Source organism: Ursidibacter sp. B-7004-1 (assembly GCF_053654055.1).
In genome coordinates this window covers 1-16,887 of sequence record NZ_JBSIUP010000004.1, presented here as the reverse complement: position 1 = coordinate 16,887, position 16,887 = coordinate 1, and the positions used below count along the sequence as shown (strand labels likewise).

The window sequence follows — 16,887 nt, the reverse complement described above, 5'->3', positions numbered from 1 at the left end:
AACGGACGCAGAGCGTCCGAATAAAAAAACTTTGTATCCGAGCGGTCAAATCATAATAAGTTTGACCGCTTTTCTTTACAAATTAGCTTATACTATACTTGTCCAAATCCTTTTAGTCCAACGACGTGAACGTATTCTTGGTTATTTGCAATCTTACGCACTAGTTTATAGGTTGTCCCTCTTTCTGGGCTAATATTTTCAGGTGCAGCAATCAATAATTGCATATCTAAACGTTCGCATAGTTCAAATAACGTATTGATAGACATTGCATCAAGTCGAGCTGCTTCATCTAAGAAGAGTAAACGACAAGGCAGAATATCCTTCGCTCTTAAACGGCGAGATTCTTCTTCCCAACTTTGTACAACCATAAGTAAGATGGACATACCAGTACCAATCGCTTCCCCTGTTGATAATGCACTACTTTCTGCACGCATCCAACCATCTGCACCTCGGAAAGTTTCCACTTCTAAGTCAAGGTAATTACGGTAATCTAGTAGCTCTTCGCCTATCGTTTGTGGAGTACGTTGTCCCATTTCTAAATGTGGATTTACTCGTTTATAAAGCATCGCTAAGGCTTCTGAGAAACTTAATTTCTGATTTTCAAATAGATCAGTATGCTGTTCTCGTTCACTTGAAAGTGCATTCAGTAAAATAGCGTGAGTATCACGAATATTCACCACTAAACGCACGCCTTTTACTTGACCAAAGGCAATATTTTGTAGCCCTTGGTTAAGCTGTAAAATACGATTTTGTTCACGTTGAATGGTTTTGCGTAGAATGTTAGCCACACTTTCTGCACTGATTGCTAATTTTTTCTCACGACTAGTCAATTCATTAGTCAAGCGAGAAAGTTCAATTTCCATTTGCTCAATCGCATCAATCGGATCATCGGTTTTAATAATATCCTGACGAATACGCTCACGTAGATGTTGATACACTGAAATAAAGAACGCAACTTTATTTTCTGGTTTACGGTTATCTTCCGATGCACGCAGACTATCACGCAGGTATTCATTATCAGCAACAGCTTGGCGTAATGCTCCCAATGCTTTATCAGATATAGAGCGTAATTCTTCAGCAGATTGATAAGCCAGCTCTCGGCGATTTAGGCGTTTTTCTACATCACTATTGCGTGACATTTGTAATACTAGACACCAACTTGCTTTCGCTTGTACCACAATTTCACGTTGGCTATGATAATCTCGCTCTGCTTTACGCATCGCTTTAGTCAGATTATCCATCTCTGCCCCAATTACGGCGACTTGCTTGTCAAGATAACTCTTACGCATACGTTGTTGGCTCAAACGTTGTTGTAATTCGTCACGTCGTAAAGTTGCTCGTTCAACGGCTTCTAAATCATTTCGAATACCATACTCGTCCATTTCACGCAGAAGTTCTTGTAACATCTGATTTTTTGCATCATAAGAACTGCGTAATGATGTCAGAACTTGGTTGTACTGTGTTAGTTGAGTTTGTGCTTGGCGGAGCTGATCACGTACTAGCTCACGCTCTCGTTGAGCAATCTCTAAACGTTGGCGAAGTTGTTCATTTAATGCCGAGCCTTCTATCCCTACACTTTCTTGGTAGCTAAAATGTAAACGGCGTTGAAGCACATCAGACAAGCTAAAGACTTTCTGTTTAAGCAATTTTTGTTGCTCAACTGACCGCTTGTAACGCTCTTGAAGTTGTTCAAATTGTGTTGGATCACTCTTTAATGCTGACGCAATCGGCTCTAGTTGTGCTAAATACTGCCCAAATTGGCGAATATATTGTTCATCGTCTTGTGCCGACAATAACTGCTCTTTGCACTCTTCTACTCTATCTTCTAAAGTTTCGTCCGCCAACACATTGAGCTGTGGCAACACTTTATTTAATAGTTGTAGTTGAGCTTTGCTATTATCAAGCTGGTGGCGAATTTGTTGTTCCAGTCCGTTTGCTTGATTAAGTTCACGTTCAATTTCAGCTCGTTTTTGAGCAATTTGTTGCATTGCCACTTCAGGATCTGGTTGGAACGCTAACGCTAAATGCGTACCAACAAATTGTGTTAAATGTTGATGTAAACGCTGGCATTTTTGCACATCAAAAGCTCGTTCTGCGTGTTTTTCTGCGGTTTCATCTCGTTCTACTTTGAGCTTTTCTAGTTGCTTTTCACGAGATGCTCGTCCAAATAATGGTACTTCAGGGAATTTAGAGTAACGCCATTGACGATTAGAGACTTGAACAACCACACCATCTGCTAATTCTTCCGCATTAAATACATTGTCATCAAAAGCGTTTGGATCGCCTTCAATCAGGTAAAGATCATCAGGGCAATCATCTAACTGGGCTAATTGGGCTTTAGTTGCTTCTAAATCACGCACAACGATAGCGTGGCGAGCTTCGCCGTATAACGCAGAGAAATAGGGTGCATCTTCTAATGACACATCATCATAAAGTTCTGAAAGTAATACCCCTCCGAATTTTTCAGCAAGATGATTTAAACGAATATCTTCCGCCCCATCAGGTTGGCTTAAACGTGAAATTTGTGTTTCTAACTGCTGTTCATAACGGGCTAAGTTATCACGTTCAAGGGTTGCTTCACGCTCACGACTTAGGATGTTTTGCATAAACTGCATTACTGATTGGCTTGCTTCAAAAGTTTCACCACATTGTTCTTGTAAACGTAATAAGGCAGATTGTGCCGTATGCCACGCAGGAGCATTTTGAGCCAGTTGTTGATATTGCTGGTTAAGCTGTTCACGCTGTTGTCGTTGGGTAGAACGGATTTCAACAAATTCCGCTAACTCTGCTTCTAAATCTTCAACTTTGGCTTGTTGCTCTTCATAGTAAACTTCTAATTCTTCGGCACTTTCTAGCTGTAGTTGTGCTTTCTGATTAAATTCTGTAAGTAGGCGTTGTGCATTTTGTTGCTGATGTAAACGCTGTTCAAGATCGGCTAATTTCTGACGTAATGCTACCGCTTGTTGTGCGTGATTTTTTTTGGCTGGGTAGTGAGCTAAGAGTTTTCTCGCTTCTTCCCACGCTTGTAAGCGGTCCGTTTCGCCCGAAATTTTGCAAACGAGTTCATAGGCTTTATCGAATTGTGTTTTTGCCATATCAGAAACAGAGAGACGTTGTTCTAAATCGAACACCTGATCGGTCATTTCCGTTTCTTGAGCCGAAAACTCCGCAAGGTAATCTTCCGCATTATGTAAATCTAAATGCGGTAAACCACAAAGTTGTTTAGCTTTTTCAAGGGCGTTAATGGCTTGTTGATATTGTAATGCTCGAGTTTGTTGTGCATCTAAAGCCTGCTGATAATCTGCCATTTGTGAACGTAACCCTTCTACCACCTCTTCGCTCTCTTCTGCTCGAGCTTGGATCTGTTCGGTACGTTCTGCCACTTCTTCAACAGCAATTTGTTGTTCTTCTAACTTTTCGTTAAGTTCATCAACTTCACTTTGGTAGCGTTCTACTTTTTCTTGATGGCGAACCGCATTCATTACTAAATTAAGATGATCGGACGCACTATTATATTCCGCTTCTAACGTCCCTTCATTTTCTGCGAGTTCATTTGCTTCTCGGCTAAATTCCACAAAGCGTTGCTGTTCCAGTAGAATTTGTGATTTAGCTTGATACCATTCTTGGCGTTTTTCAACGGCTAACTGTACATTACCACGACGTTCATTTGCGTGACGCATAAAATCTGCTGAAACATAGTTAGTTGATTCCGTAATCAGCTTTTTAAACATATCACGATCAGACTGAGTAACTTTAATCGCCTCAAGGGTCATTCGGTTTTCACGCAATGCGGATTCCATATCTTGGAAGGCTTGACGAACCCCTAAATTTTCAGGGAGTAAATAATCACGCAGAGATTTGGTAATTACACTGGAAATCCCACCGTAAAGTGATGCTTCAATCAATTTATAGAATTTACTGCGATCGCCCGATGAGCGTAAACGTTTAGGAATAACCCCAAGATCAAATAAAAAACTATGATAATCTGTAATTGAGCTGTATTGTTTAAACTGAATTTCTGAACCATCAAAACGATCTTTTAATTCATTGAGTGCTAAAACTCGAGCATTTTTATCGCCGACTTGCTCAGTAAAAATAGAGATCACTGAGTGTTCGGCTGGGATATTTTGAATAGAGAAAGAGCGAATATCGACTTTTTTATCTCGCCCTGCGATCTGTTGTAAACGCACGCCTGTGATCACACGTTGTTGGCGTGAATTTTCACTTTCTAAAACCGCATAACACACACCTGCTTTGAGCTTACCATATAAGCCTTTATCACGAGAACTTGATGTGGAACCTGCTTCGGTGGTATTACGGAAGTTAATTAAAGTTAAATCAGGGATCAATGCCGTTACAAAACCTGCCATCGTGGTAGATTTACCCGCACCATTTCCGCCTGATAAGGTCGTTACTAGCTCATCTAAATCAAAGGTACGAGCAAAAAAACCGTTCCAGTTAATCAATGTTAGAGAACGGAATTTGCCACGAACAATCCCTTCAGGGCGTGCAAGCGGTGCGATTGGTTGATTATTTTGCAATTCGATATTTTCCATTACTCTTCCCCGCCTTGTTCTATTTCATCTTCTGTTTCTGTATCATTTGTAATTTCTTCATCAAAACTCACCGCTTGTTGAGCCAGTAATTCAGGCGTAGTGGCTTCTCCATCACGAATTAAACGAAGTTGGGCTTCTCTTGGATCGTCCCCTGTTCTAACATCCGCACCAAAACGAAATACTGATTCAGAAATCACAAACTTTCTGCTGTTTTGATCACCAACACGCACAATCATTCCTAAACGTTGTAAACGGCGTAATGCTCCGCCGACTTTTTCAGCGAGTTTTGCTTTATCTAAATCCGATCCTGTTGAACGTGGATTAATTGCTTTAAGTAATTTACTTTCATCAGCTAAATTCAGTAACTCATCGTAAACTTCATCGTAACTAAAAATGCCTTGCTGTGCCAAACGCTCTGGGCTGAGATAGAGATAACAAAGCACTTTACCGACTAACATTTCCATTTCACTCATCGCACTACGGGTAATTAAGGTTGATGCTTTCGGGCGAAGATAGAAAAAACCTTCAGGTGCACGAATTAACTCAACGTGATAACGGCGATAAAAGAGTTCTAATTCTGCTTGGTAATCCATTAGGAAAGCGTGTTCATCTAAGGCTTCAAGGCTAATGTGTCGCCCCGAGCGTAACTGGCTATCCAACGCAGGAAAAATAGGATTAGCAATCGCTTGTGCTAATTTGGTCGGGATAAGTTCTTGAGTGTCTGTCATTTCTTATATCTCAATTAGGGTGAATCATCACCTTTTTCAAAATTTATGCGGAATCTTACCGCTTCAATTACTTAGAAATTTATTATGGGTTATATTGATCAATCACATTCGCTTGTACTTCTGCACCATTATGGTTAATGGATTGCCACTGTGGGTAAACCGCTTGGCTATCTTGACTTGCCATACCCAGTTTAACCGCTTGATCAACGATAATGCGAGCCACATCAAAGTGGCGTGAAAGTGGATATTTTGCGAGTTGCTCACGCAAAATTTCACTTAAATCAATTGGTTTGCCTTGCTCTCGATATGGGGCAAGATGTGCTTGCATAATAGTAACGATTTGTTCTTGGACTTCTGAAAGCGACTCATACTCTAATTCGGTCGGTAATTCACCTATTGCTTCCGCTTCATTAAATTCGGTTTCATCATCACGCAGATCCAGTAGTGAATCAGCTTTGGTAAAGTAGAGTTGCCAAGGTTGTTCAAAATAATCTTGGATTGATTGGCGTAATCTCTGACCAAAGACACGATTTTTATCCATATCAATGGCAGTACGAATAAATTTATGCACGTGGCGATCGTAACCGATCCATAAATCAATCGACTGTTGTCCCCAGCTAATGATACGGTCAAGTTTATTTTGTAGATTAACCACGAGTACATCAACAAATTCAAGATCATCACGTCCAATTAAACAGCTTTGAATACGCAATAATTGAGCTTGTAATTTATCCCCTGCGGCATTAAGTGTATCTTGTAATTCTCGTAAATTCAGTGATGTTTCATCAAGTAATTGCTGACAAGTAGCGATTGCTTGGTGCCAATTTTGGCTTAATAATGCCGCAATTCGCTCTCGGATCTGCTGTTGATTTTCGTCCATCATTCGTTGTGAAAGGTCGATACTGTCAAAAATTTCTGCAACTGAATATTTTAATGGGGCGAAAACTTGCTGACGCCAAAAACGCTCATCTCCACCTTCTTCGGCAGATGCTGATGCTCTTTGAATTTCATCGGCAACGATAGAAAGTTGGATTGAAAGGCGTAATGTAGAAAATTCACGTTGGCGGACGTAGTAGTCAGCAACGCCAACCCCTAATGGCGTTAAGCGATAAATTGCTAATCCTTCGGTAAATTCACTGCTAAAACGATTAAGAAAACGCTGTTTAACAAGTTCGTTAATGGCATTGTTTGCACGTTGAGTTAGAGTGCTATCGGACTGTTCAAAAACAGTAGAAACGTGGCGGAAAAGATCTTGTAAATCAGATTCGAGTAATTCGCCATCTGTTCTCTCATTGTTATAAAGGGATATTGCCAATAGAAAAGCTAAGCGTTCGGTTGAAAGCGAGAGTGAAAATTCACGATCTTTTGTCCACGAAATCAATTCTGGAAGTGTTTGTGCCAATTCATTATACATAGGCGACTACATTTACCCTTTAATTATCAAAAATAGCCGTTATTCTAACCTAATCCTATAAAAATAGGAAAGATAAGCGGTTAGTTTCTTTCGATTTTTTGCAATAAATGCTTGACCATCTTGGTTGCAATATCTTGCTGACTTACTTTTTCAATCATCTCTAATCCAGGGCTTGCATTCACTTCCAACACTAATGTTTTAGTTTGTGATCGAATAAGATCCACTCCTGCCACGTCTAACCCAAGTGCTTTAGTCGCTCCAATCGCAATTTGTTGCTCTTGCTCTGAAAGAGAGATTGATTCCGCTCGTCCGCCTTGGTGAATATTGGCACGAAAGTCACCGCTTGTACTATAACGAACCATTGATGCCACAACCTTATCGCCGACCACAAAAGCCCGAATATCTTCTCCTGTCGATTCGGCAACAAAGTGTTGTAGTAAACAATTTACCTTTGCCATTTTTAAGGTTTCTAATAGGCTTACGGCACTACTTGGCTTTTCTGCAAGCATTACACCTACCCCTTGAGAGCCTGATAAGGTTTTGATTACAAGGGGGAGTTGAAACTGCTTAACACTTGGATTAAGTGAATATAACTCTCCAACCATTGCACTATCAGGAATAGCAATACCTGCTCCAACCAATGCCTGTAAACTTTGCCATTTATCTCTTGCTAAGCGGAATGACTCCGCAGAGTTTAATACATTGATACCTTGCTGTTGGAAATGATACAGTACGTTAATACCCATTTCCGTACTTGTTGTGCCAAAACGGGGAATAACACCATCATATTGATCTAATTTAATCGGCTCAGGGCGATGCTTATCATAGAGATCGCCCTGTTGGTAATAATATTCAAATTGCCTTTGTGAGAGTTTCAGTAGAAAGCGATTAGGATCAAGAATATCCATTGAATGCCCAAGTTGATTAGCTACTGACAATAAGCGTTGGCAACTATATAAACGGGGTTCACGACACAACATTAAAAATCGCATTTGACTACCTATAAATTAGTTAAATAAGCCCTTCCACCTAGATTATGGATCTGTTGAATAATCCATTGTTGACGCTTTCGCATTGTCTGTGTTGGGCTTTTTACTTGATAAATGAACGGATTCGGCAAAGCAGCCGCCAACAATGCAGATTCTTGCATTGTTAATTGCTTTGCCGATTTATTAAAATAATGTCTCGCTGCTGCTTCAACCCCAAAAATACCTTTACCAAATTCGGCAATATTCAAATAAACTTCTAATACTCGTTTTTTTGACCATACCGTTTCAACCAGCAAAGTTAATGGAATTTCTACTCCTTTACGAATCCAACTTGTACCGTGCCATAAATAGAGATTTTTTACTGTTTGTTGAGAGATGGTTGATGCACCAATGGGCTTTTTGTGGGTTTGATTATTCCGCTTTAAGGCAAGTAAAATCGCATCAAGGTCAAGCCCAAAATGATTGTCAAAACGCTGATCTTCTCCTGCAATTACTGCCATTTGCATTTGCCAAGCAATATCATCAATGCTGACCCAATCATAGTGAATACGATAATCTGATTGCAGCAGATTTTCTGCTTTCTTTTGTAACATATAAGCAGAAAATGGAACGGGTACAACAGAGAAAATTAAGGTTAAACAGAGATAAAAATTTGCTATTGCAAATCCTACCCGACTAAATAAAAACCAAGCCCATTCTTTGATAGACGCATTTTTCTTTACTGAAAAGAAAGGTCTCAGCCATTTAGCCCATAGTGATTTCTTTTTTTTACGCTTTGCCATTGAGTTTTTCACTTACCCAATCACGAATGCTCGGTTCAACGGTTTTCAACATATTAGAACCCCTTGTGATAGTAGCCGCACTGGTATTAAGTTGTTGTTGAATTTCACGTTGAGAAGCCTGATTATCAAGCAATGCACTGACTATTTGTACGCGTAAACCTAACGCATTTCGCTCATCTGCAGTTAATAACATTGAAAGCAAATCTTCGGTTTTATCTTCATTTACAGCCTGTTTAAGTAGATCAATAAACTGTTGCCATTCTGAAGGATCGCGTTGTTGATAGAGTGATTTCATTGCTGTTACCAAATAAATAAGAAAAAAGAGATTTTATAATCTTGATGGAGCGTCAATTAAACGCTCCAACAATTTAATTATTTTTTCGACTTTTTGTTACGTTGATCGTCTAGTTCTGCCCCTTTCGGCACATTAAATTTGAATAAATCAGCAGATAATGGTGCAGTTGTGATATTTCGCAATACATACAAATTACTTTGCCCATCACGCTCAATAGTGCTAAAACCCTTTAATAAACCGTTTGCATCAATACGCACATCAAATTGTTTAATACTGCTTTTCTTAGATTTTGGCTTTAAGACAAAAGCGTCCATATTTTGTTGAACGTCATATTGATCCCAGTGGCTTTTATCATTACTAGTTAATAATACAAAAGGTGTATTATTAACCGCATCTTTTACCCAATTTGCGGTTACTTGAGAAACAAATGGATCGTAAAACCATAATGTTTGCCCATCAGACACAATTAAATTCTCTTGCGGGCTTTTGGTATCCATTCGAAATAAGTTCGGGCGTTTTACCTGAAATTTCCCACTACCTTTTTGGACTTCTTTACCTTTACTTGAACGAACAGTCTGTTCAAAGTCTGCACTATATTGACTAACAAGCTCTAAACGCTTTTGTAGCTCGACTACGGCTTGTGCATCTGCAAAAGTAAAAGAACTAGCTGAAAATAACGCTAAACTGATGAATGATTTCTTAATAAGTTGTTTCATTGTTTATCCTTTTCTCATAAAAGTGCCTTTTTGACAGGTTTCTGGCAAAAAGTTCATTCCGAGTAAAATCTTAAAAGTTAAAAACGAATACCAGTGCCAATTCCTAATCCAACACCCATTCCATTCGAACCACCGCCTGCACTCACGCTGCCACCAAGACTACAAGCAGAAATGAATAATGCGAATGCAATAATAAAAATTTTTTTCATTTTTTATTCCTTTTCTTATAAAACTATTATACCGTTTACATCATAATTCAAACATTCTACTTGGTTTATTTCTTATAAACCAATTTTTTAAAGGAGTTTTTATGAAAAAATTAGGTAAATCTGCTCTATTGTTGCTTTCTTTAAGTGCAACTGTCGCAAATGCTGGTTTATTAAGCATTACTCAACAAGAGATCAATCAATATTTAGATACACGTTTAGCCGAAAAAATTCCGTTAAAAGATAGTATTGGTATTCCCAATTTATTTGAATTAGATTACCACTTACATAATCTTGCCACTCAAATTGGGCAAACACCTGAAAAACGTGTTGAAATTGGAGGAATTGTTGATGGTTTACTGCGGTTAAAAGGTAAATCTTATAATATTAAAGCACACTTAAATTTAGATACTGTACCTTTTTACGATCAAACCAAAGGGGCAATTTTTCTTAAAGATGTACGCTTAAAAAATTGGTATATTACTCCTGAAAAATATCAAAATGAACTACAAACATTTTTACCCGCACTTGAAAGCGGTTTAGCTGATGTTTTAGAACATTATCCAGTTTATACCTTAGATGAAAATAAAACAAAAGAGGCTATCTTTAAAAAAATAGGTAAATCAATCGTAATTGAAAAAGGTGTTTTACAATTAGAAACGTCAATTTTTTAAAGAAATTATTAAAATTTTGTGATCTATGTCGATATTTTAAAAATTGCTAATTTAATAATAACTTATTTTCAATTAAGATTAAGTTACTTAGATAACAAAGGAGATTTTCTAATGGAAATTGGCATCGTTAAATGGTTCAACAATGCAAAAGGGTTTGGTTTTATTACATCTGACGTATTTGAAGGTGATATCTTCGCCCATTTTTCTGTCATTGAAGGTGAAGGTTATCGCTCATTAAAAATGGGACAAAAAGTTCAATTTGAATTTACTAACAGTGATAAAGGTGCTTCAGCTTCACGCATTATTCCTATTATTGAATAGTGTGAATGAATAGAATATATCATTTCAATAAGCGGTGGGATATGTAAAAAATTTTATAAATCCAACCGCTTTTTGTAATAAACTAGTAGTAAATTTCCCACAAAAACTATTCAATAATATATTAAATTTCAAACAATATCTTCCTTTTATTAAAATAACCTTTTGATTTCATTCTAAATATTTATCTTCCCAATTTGTGATCTAATTCAAAGTTTACTATTGTTTTGTAAACTTGTTTTTGATACAATCCAAGCAATAGTTTTATCTATTTTTTTTCTATATTTTGCCTACAAGCTAAGGAGAGCAAATGAAAAAAATGATTAACTTATCTGATAAAGATGCTCTTTTTATTGAGCAACTCTCTTTAGGTTTATGCCAAGATCCTTTCGCTTTTTTAGGTATTCACTCTGTTGCTAAAGGTGTCATTATTCGAGCCTATTTACCTGAAGCTTTAACGGTAACAATTATTGACGAGCAAGCTAATCCTATCGCTCAAATGCAAAAAATAGATGAGCGTAATTTTTTTGCCGTTGAGTTAAGTGGTAAAAAAACCGACTTATCTTACCGCTTACTCGTTGAATATGCCCACATTACCCTTGATATGGAAGACCCTTACCGTTTCCAATCCCATTTTTCTGACTTTGATAGTTGGCTACTCTCCCAAGGTTCACACACTCGTCCTTATGAAAAACTAGGAGCTCATTTAGTCACCCAAAATGAAGTTGGTGGTATTCATTTTAGTGTTTGGGCACCAAATGCGAAACGGGTATCGGTAGTGGGAGATTTCAATTTCTGGGACGGTCGTCGCCACCCAATGCGTTATCATAGTAATAGCGGTATTTGGGACATTTTTATCCCTAACGCTAAAAAAGGGACACTCTATAAATTTGAAATTTTAGATCATAATGGCAAACTTAGATTAAAATCCGATCCTTATGCTTTCTTTTCGCAATTTCGTCCTGATACTGCATCTGTTGCAACGGGTTTACCCGCCAAAATTGAGCCTAATGAGCAACGTCGTAAAGCAAATGAGCCTGACCAACCTATTTCCATTTATGAAGTTCATTTAGGTTCGTGGCGTCGTAATCTAGAAAATAATTATTGGCTAAATTATCAAGAAATTGCCGATGAACTTATTCCTTATGTCAAAGAGATGGGATTTACCCATATTGAGTTATTACCAATATCAGAATTTCCATTTGACGGTTCTTGGGGTTACCAACCAACTGGGCTTTATGCACCAACAAGCCGATTTGGTTCGCCTGACGGATTACGTCATTTAATCAGTAAAGCACACGAAGAAGGGATAAATGTTATTTTAGATTGGGTTGTTGGACACTTCCCAACTGATGAACACGGACTAGCCTATTTTGATGGCACACACCTCTATGAGCATTCTGATCCTAAAGAAGGCTATCACCAAGATTGGAATACCTTAATCTTTAATTATGGTCGCCACGAAGTACAAAACTACTTATCGGGAAATGCTCTCTATTGGGTTGAACGTTTTGGCATTGATGCACTACGGGTCGATGCTGTTGCCTCAATGATTTATCGAGATTATTCACGAAAAGACGGTGAATGGATTCCGAATAAATACGGTGGACGTGAAAACCTAGAAGCTTTAGATTTTCTGCGTAACACAAATACTATGCTACAAGCTGAAAATCTTGGTAGTGTTACCATCGCTGAAGAATCTACATCATTTGCTGGAGTGACTCATTGTGTAAAAAGTAATGGTTTAGGCTTTGATTATAAATGGAATATGGGTTGGATGAACGATACGCTACGTTATATGAGTACCGATCCTATCTATCGTAAATATCATCACGATTTAATGACATTTGGAATGATGTACCAATATAGCGAGAAATTTATGCTTCCACTTTCGCACGATGAAGTTGTTCACGGTAAATACTCAATGTTGGGTAAAATGCCTGGGGATTGTTGGCAGCAATTTGCGAATTTGCGTGCTTATTACGGCTATATGTGGGGTTACCCTGGTAAAAAATTACTGTTTATGGGCAATGAATTTGCACAAGGTCGTGAGTGGAATTTCCAAGAAAGCCTAGATTGGTTCTTACTCGGCGAAGAAGGTGGTGGCTGGCACAAAGGTATGCTAAGTTGGGTTCGAGATCTCAACCATCTGTATACCAAAACAGCCGCTCTTTATGAATTAGATTATTCCCCTGACGGTTTTGAATGGCTTGTAGTAGATGATAGTGAAAATTCCGTTTTTGCTTTTGAACGTAAAGCAAAAGATGGTAGATCAATGATTGTCATAAGTAATTTTACACCTGTTACTCGTTATAACTATCGCATAGGTGTAAATAATTATGCCTATTACAAAGAAGTTCTTAACTCAGATTCCGTTTATTATATGGGTAGCAATGAAGGTAATTTCGGTATGATTCATTGTGAAGAAATAGAATCGCATAACAAGCCATATTCAATTAGCCTGACTTTACCACCTCTCTCGACTCTATTTATTGAGAAAGAAAATACAGTTAAGAAAATTACTAAAAAAACAAAAAATATTGAAATTTTAAAGACTAAAAAAGTTGTTAAAAAAACTATATCTAAAAATAAAATTTAGGTAATTATCTGACTATTGTTAAATATCAATAATAACCTAATTATGGTCATTGGCGAAAATTCGCCCTTTGTAGTATTTGAGTAGTAACCTAAGGATTTTTATGCTGTATCTGAAAGGACGACCTTATCCTCTTGGTAGTCAGTTAATGGCTTTTGATGGTAAACAAGGTGTTAATTTTGCGATTTTTTCACGTAATGCAACGGTTGTTGAACTCTGTATTTTTGAAGAACAAAGTGAAATTAGATTTCCAATGTTCAAAAGCGATGATATTTGGCACATTTTTGTCGAAAATATTCAAGCTGGTTGTCAATACGGTTATCGTGTTTACGGAAATGTTAATGAAGCAACCGGTGATATATTTAATCCGCAGAAACTCTTGGTTGATCCTTATGCAAAATCAATTGTTGGAATACCAGATTTAAGTAACGATGAAAAACAAGCGCTATTCGTTTGGAGTGATGAGCGAGATAATGCTGTTTTAGCTCCAAAATCTGTTGTTATCGATACTACTTTTGATTGGGAGGGTGTTGAAAAACCGCATACACCTTGGGCTGAAACTATAATTTATGAAATGCATGTTAAAGGATTTAGTAAACTTAACCCGCATATTCCTAACGATATATCAGGAACCTTTGCAGGCTTAGCCCATTCAGAATCTATTAAACATTTAAAAAAATTAGGAATTACAGCAGTAGAGTTACTTCCCGTCAGCTACCACATTGACGAACCCCACCTACAAAAAATAGGTCTATCAAATTATTGGGGTTACAACGTATTAGGACATTTTGCCGTTGATACTACGCTTGCCACAAATAAACAAAATCCATTGCTTGAATTCAAACAAATGGTAAAAACATTACATCAACACGGTATCGAAGTAATTTTAGATGTGGTTTTTAATCATACCGCAGAAGCGGGTAAAGATGGTCCTATGCTTTCTCAGCGAGGTATTGATAACAGTGCATATTACTGGCTGAATGAGGAAGGTAATTATCACAATTGGAGTGGATGCGGTAATTCACTTAATGTAAATAGTGAAAATAATGTATTACGTTGGGTAATTGATTGCTTAAATTACTGGGTAGAAGATTGCCAAGTTGATGGTTTTCGTTTCGATTTAGGAGCAACTCTAGGTAGAACCCCAAGTTTTCAACAAAAAGCAGCATTTTTTACGGCAATAGCCAGTCATTCGAACCTTGCGAATGTAAAAATGATTGCAGAACCTTGGGATATAGGATTATTTGGTGGTTACCAAATGGGAGGATTTCCAAAACCTTTTGCTGAATGGAACGATCGTTATCGCGATCAAATGAGAGAGTTCTTTTTAGCTGCAAGCGGTGAGTTAAGTGATTTTGTTTGCAAATTTGCTGGTAGCGATACAACTTTTGCACATAATCGTCTACCGCATAATAGTATCAATTTTATTACAGCTCATGATGGTTTTACACTACAAGACTTGGTAAGTTATAACGAAAAGCATAACTATGCTAACGGTGAAAAAAATTACGACGGACACTCTCACAATATCAGCAACAATCACGGAGTGGAAGGTCATACAAATGATCCTATGATACTTTCAAAGCGAAATGCTGCACGCCGTGCTCTATTGGCAATATTATTTCTTTCCGCTGGCACTCCAATGTTATTGGCTGGTGACGAATTGGGCAATAGTCAGCAAGGTAATAATAATGGCTACTGTCAAGATAATGAAATAACTTGGATTGATTGGGAAAATGCAGATTTGGATCTTATTGATTACACCGCAGAATTGATCGCACTTCGTAAAGAAATTCCACAACTTGCCCGCAATCAGTGGTGGCGCGAAAAAGATGTTAGATGGAGAAAAGCGGACGGTAATCTAATCTCAAATCACGAATGGCATAATGAACGAATTCGTAGTTTACAAATTCAGTTAAATGATCACTGGTTAATTTTAATTAACAGTGCTCATTCCGAACAACAATTTTTACTCCCCGAAGGACGGTGGCTCGTCCGTCTGGGCTTAGAAAAAGCAACGCTGACGACGCCTGCCGTTACTCTGAATTATGGAGTATGCGTCCTTCAACGGAATTCATAAATTATTCAATTTGGAGATAACAACTATGTTAAAACAGGAAGCATCAACAGACAGACGTAACTTAGCCGCTCAAACCCTTGTGTTAATTCTTGCGGGGGGGCGTGGTTCTCGCCTTTATGAACTAACCGATATGCGTGCAAAACCTGCCGTTTATTTTGGGGGAAGTCGCCGAATTATTGACTTTGCATTATCTAACTGTATTAACTCAAATCTACTGAAAATTGGGGTTATTACTCAATATGCAGCTCACTCACTACTCCGCCATTTACAACGTGGTTGGTCATTCTTACCTTATGAACGTAATCAATATATTGATATGCTCCCCGCACGTCAGCAAATTGATGATAAAACGTGGTATCGTGGTACGGCAGATGCGGTTTATCAAAATATGGAAATGATGAAATCGCACTACCGTCCAAAATATGTTGTAATCTTAGCAGGTGATCACATCTATAAAATGAACTACAACAAGATGCTAGAAGATCACGTTGATTCTGGAGCAAGATGTACTGTTGGTTGTATTGAAGTACCAAGAGAACAAGCTACGGAATTTGGCGTAATGGCGGTTAATGAAAAATTAAAAGTTAAAGCATTTGTTGAAAAACCAAGCGATCCACCTGCAATGCCAGATAAACCAAATTCATCACTGGCATCAATGGGAATTTATGTATTTGATGCTGATTATCTTTATGAAATGTTAGAACAAGAAGTTAGCAATCCTGATACTTCTCACGATTTTGGTAAAGACATCATTCCAAAAGCCGTAGAACAAGGTGTAATCTACGCTCACCCATTTGAACGTTCGTGCGAAGGTCGCAATACCACAGGTGCAATTTACTGGCGTGATGTAGGGACTATTGACAGTTACTGGTCAGCGCATATGGATTTAGTTAGTGAAAAACCACAGCTCGATCTTTATGATGAGTCTTGGCCAATTCACGGACGTCCACAACAGACAGCTCCTGCTCGTTTCTTCTATAAAAAATCGCGTGCACATACTCTTGATAATTCCTTAATTGCGGGTGGCTGTGTTATTACTGATGCGGAAATCAGTAACTCGGTCTTATTTGGACGTGTACACGTTAATGAAGACAGTATTATTGAACAATCCGTTATCTTACCGCAGGTAAAAATTGGTCGAAATTGTGTGATTAAACGCGCCGTTGTCGATCGCCATTGTGATATTCCTGACGGTTTACAGATCGGTGTTGATCCTGAACAAGATGCAAAATATTTCCGTATCAGTAAAAACGGCATTGTGTTAGTTTGCCAAAAAATGTTGGATAAATTAGCTAAAGAAAAAGCATCTCAAACGGCTTAAATATCATATACTTAGATATAATCTATAAGAACGGACACACTCAGTGTGTTCCAGACTGACGACAAACCCTAATTTGTTGTATTTAATAAGTGGACGCCAAGCGTGGCGTCCCTTGTATCTTACTCAACTGTAAATTGGTAAAATAAAAACGTATTATTTTACCACCAAGCATAACCGTAAATTGTGGCGTCCCTGAGTGCTTAGACACTGGT

General features: G+C 38.0%; 13 protein-coding genes. 5 read left to right on the top strand and 8 right to left on the bottom strand.

Annotated features, from left to right (window positions below):
• Nucleotides 1–92: 92 nt before the first annotated feature.
• From mukB to ACWIW0_RS02105, 8 genes are all read right to left on the bottom strand, one after another.
• Complete coding sequence (gene mukB / locus ACWIW0_RS02140; protein WP_454452017.1) at nt 93–4,556, bottom strand: chromosome partition protein MukB; 4,464 nt, start codon at nt 4,554–4,556, stop codon at nt 93–95.
• The gene (mukE, locus tag ACWIW0_RS02135) at nt 4,556–5,284 is read right to left on the bottom strand and encodes a chromosome partition protein MukE (protein ID WP_454452016.1); all 729 of its coding nucleotides are present in this window, start codon (nt 5,282–5,284) and stop codon (nt 4,556–4,558) included. The genes mukB and mukE overlap by 1 nt, the downstream gene beginning before the upstream one ends.
• Before the next feature lie 82 nt (nt 5,285–5,366).
• A complete protein-coding gene (gene mukF, locus ACWIW0_RS02130) occupies nt 5,367–6,698 on the bottom strand; it encodes a chromosome partition protein MukF (protein ID WP_454452015.1) in 1,332 nt (443 codons plus the stop codon).
• Between the two features lie 80 nt (nt 6,699–6,778).
• Complete coding sequence (locus ACWIW0_RS02125; protein WP_454452014.1) at nt 6,779–7,690, bottom strand: ATP-grasp domain-containing protein; 912 nt, start codon at nt 7,688–7,690, stop codon at nt 6,779–6,781.
• An 8-nt stretch (nt 7,691–7,698) separates the two neighbouring features.
• Nucleotides 7,699–8,469, bottom strand: coding sequence for a monofunctional biosynthetic peptidoglycan transglycosylase (mtgA, locus tag ACWIW0_RS02120; RefSeq protein WP_454452013.1), 771 nt, complete (start codon nt 8,467–8,469; stop codon nt 7,699–7,701).
• Nucleotides 8,456–8,764, bottom strand: a complete 309-nt coding sequence (gene trpR / locus ACWIW0_RS02115; protein ID WP_454446508.1) for a trp operon repressor — start codon at nt 8,762–8,764, stop codon at nt 8,456–8,458. Before trpR ends, mtgA begins: the two co-directional genes overlap by 14 nt.
• A 77-nt stretch (nt 8,765–8,841) precedes the next feature.
• Nucleotides 8,842–9,480, bottom strand: a complete 639-nt coding sequence (lolA, locus tag ACWIW0_RS02110; protein ID WP_454452012.1) for an outer membrane lipoprotein chaperone LolA — start codon at nt 9,478–9,480, stop codon at nt 8,842–8,844.
• 77 nt (nt 9,481–9,557) lie between these two features.
• Nucleotides 9,558–9,689: a hypothetical protein gene (locus ACWIW0_RS02105; protein WP_275895808.1), complete on the bottom strand. Its 132-nt coding sequence runs from the start codon at nt 9,687–9,689 to the stop codon at nt 9,558–9,560.
• Nucleotides 9,690–9,790: 101 nt separating this feature from the next.
• Between ACWIW0_RS02105 and ACWIW0_RS02100 the strand changes: the two genes are divergently transcribed.
• The 5 genes from ACWIW0_RS02100 (at nt 9,791) to glgC (ending at nt 16,675) form a co-directional block, all read left to right on the top strand.
• Nucleotides 9,791–10,360: a DUF1439 domain-containing protein gene (locus ACWIW0_RS02100; RefSeq protein ID WP_454452011.1), complete on the top strand. Its 570-nt coding sequence runs from the start codon at nt 9,791–9,793 to the stop codon at nt 10,358–10,360.
• Between the two features lie 111 nt (nt 10,361–10,471).
• A complete protein-coding gene (cspD, locus tag ACWIW0_RS02095; RefSeq protein ID WP_454446505.1) occupies nt 10,472–10,681 on the top strand; it encodes a cold shock domain-containing protein CspD in 210 nt (69 codons plus the stop codon).
• A gap of 307 nt (nt 10,682–10,988) precedes the next feature.
• Nucleotides 10,989–13,277: a 1,4-alpha-glucan branching protein GlgB gene (gene glgB / locus ACWIW0_RS02090; RefSeq protein ID WP_454452010.1), complete on the top strand. Its 2,289-nt coding sequence runs from the start codon at nt 10,989–10,991 to the stop codon at nt 13,275–13,277.
• 100 nt (nt 13,278–13,377) lie between these two features.
• Entirely contained in the window at nt 13,378–15,354 is a 1,977-nt protein-coding gene (gene glgX, locus ACWIW0_RS02085; protein ID WP_454452009.1) for a glycogen debranching protein GlgX, read from the top strand.
• 25 nt (nt 15,355–15,379) lie between these two features.
• A complete protein-coding gene (gene glgC / locus ACWIW0_RS02080; protein ID WP_454446495.1) occupies nt 15,380–16,675 on the top strand; it encodes a glucose-1-phosphate adenylyltransferase in 1,296 nt (431 codons plus the stop codon).
• Nucleotides 16,676–16,887 lie beyond the last annotated feature (212 nt).

Coding starts and splice junctions, on each gene's coding strand:
- mukB (WP_454452017.1), bottom strand. CDS start 4,556: ATGGAAAATATCGAATTGCAAAATAATCAACCAATCGCACCGCTTGCA.
- mukE (WP_454452016.1), bottom strand. CDS start 5,284: ATGACAGACACTCAAGAACTTATCCCGACCAAATTAGCACAAGCGATT.
- mukF (WP_454452015.1), bottom strand. CDS start 6,698: ATGTATAATGAATTGGCACAAACACTTCCAGAATTGATTTCGTGGACA.
- ACWIW0_RS02125 (WP_454452014.1), bottom strand. CDS start 7,690: ATGCGATTTTTAATGTTGTGTCGTGAACCCCGTTTATATAGTTGCCAA.
- mtgA (WP_454452013.1), bottom strand. CDS start 8,469: ATGGCAAAGCGTAAAAAAAAGAAATCACTATGGGCTAAATGGCTGAGA.
- trpR (WP_454446508.1), bottom strand. CDS start 8,764: ATGAAATCACTCTATCAACAACGCGATCCTTCAGAATGGCAACAGTTT.
- lolA (WP_454452012.1), bottom strand. CDS start 9,480: ATGAAACAACTTATTAAGAAATCATTCATCAGTTTAGCGTTATTTTCA.
- ACWIW0_RS02105 (WP_275895808.1), bottom strand. CDS start 9,689: ATGAAAAAAATTTTTATTATTGCATTCGCATTATTCATTTCTGCTTGT.
- ACWIW0_RS02100 (WP_454452011.1), top strand. CDS start 9,791: ATGAAAAAATTAGGTAAATCTGCTCTATTGTTGCTTTCTTTAAGTGCA.
- cspD (WP_454446505.1), top strand. CDS start 10,472: ATGGAAATTGGCATCGTTAAATGGTTCAACAATGCAAAAGGGTTTGGT.
- glgB (WP_454452010.1), top strand. CDS start 10,989: ATGAAAAAAATGATTAACTTATCTGATAAAGATGCTCTTTTTATTGAG.
- glgX (WP_454452009.1), top strand. CDS start 13,378: ATGCTGTATCTGAAAGGACGACCTTATCCTCTTGGTAGTCAGTTAATG.
- glgC (WP_454446495.1), top strand. CDS start 15,380: ATGTTAAAACAGGAAGCATCAACAGACAGACGTAACTTAGCCGCTCAA.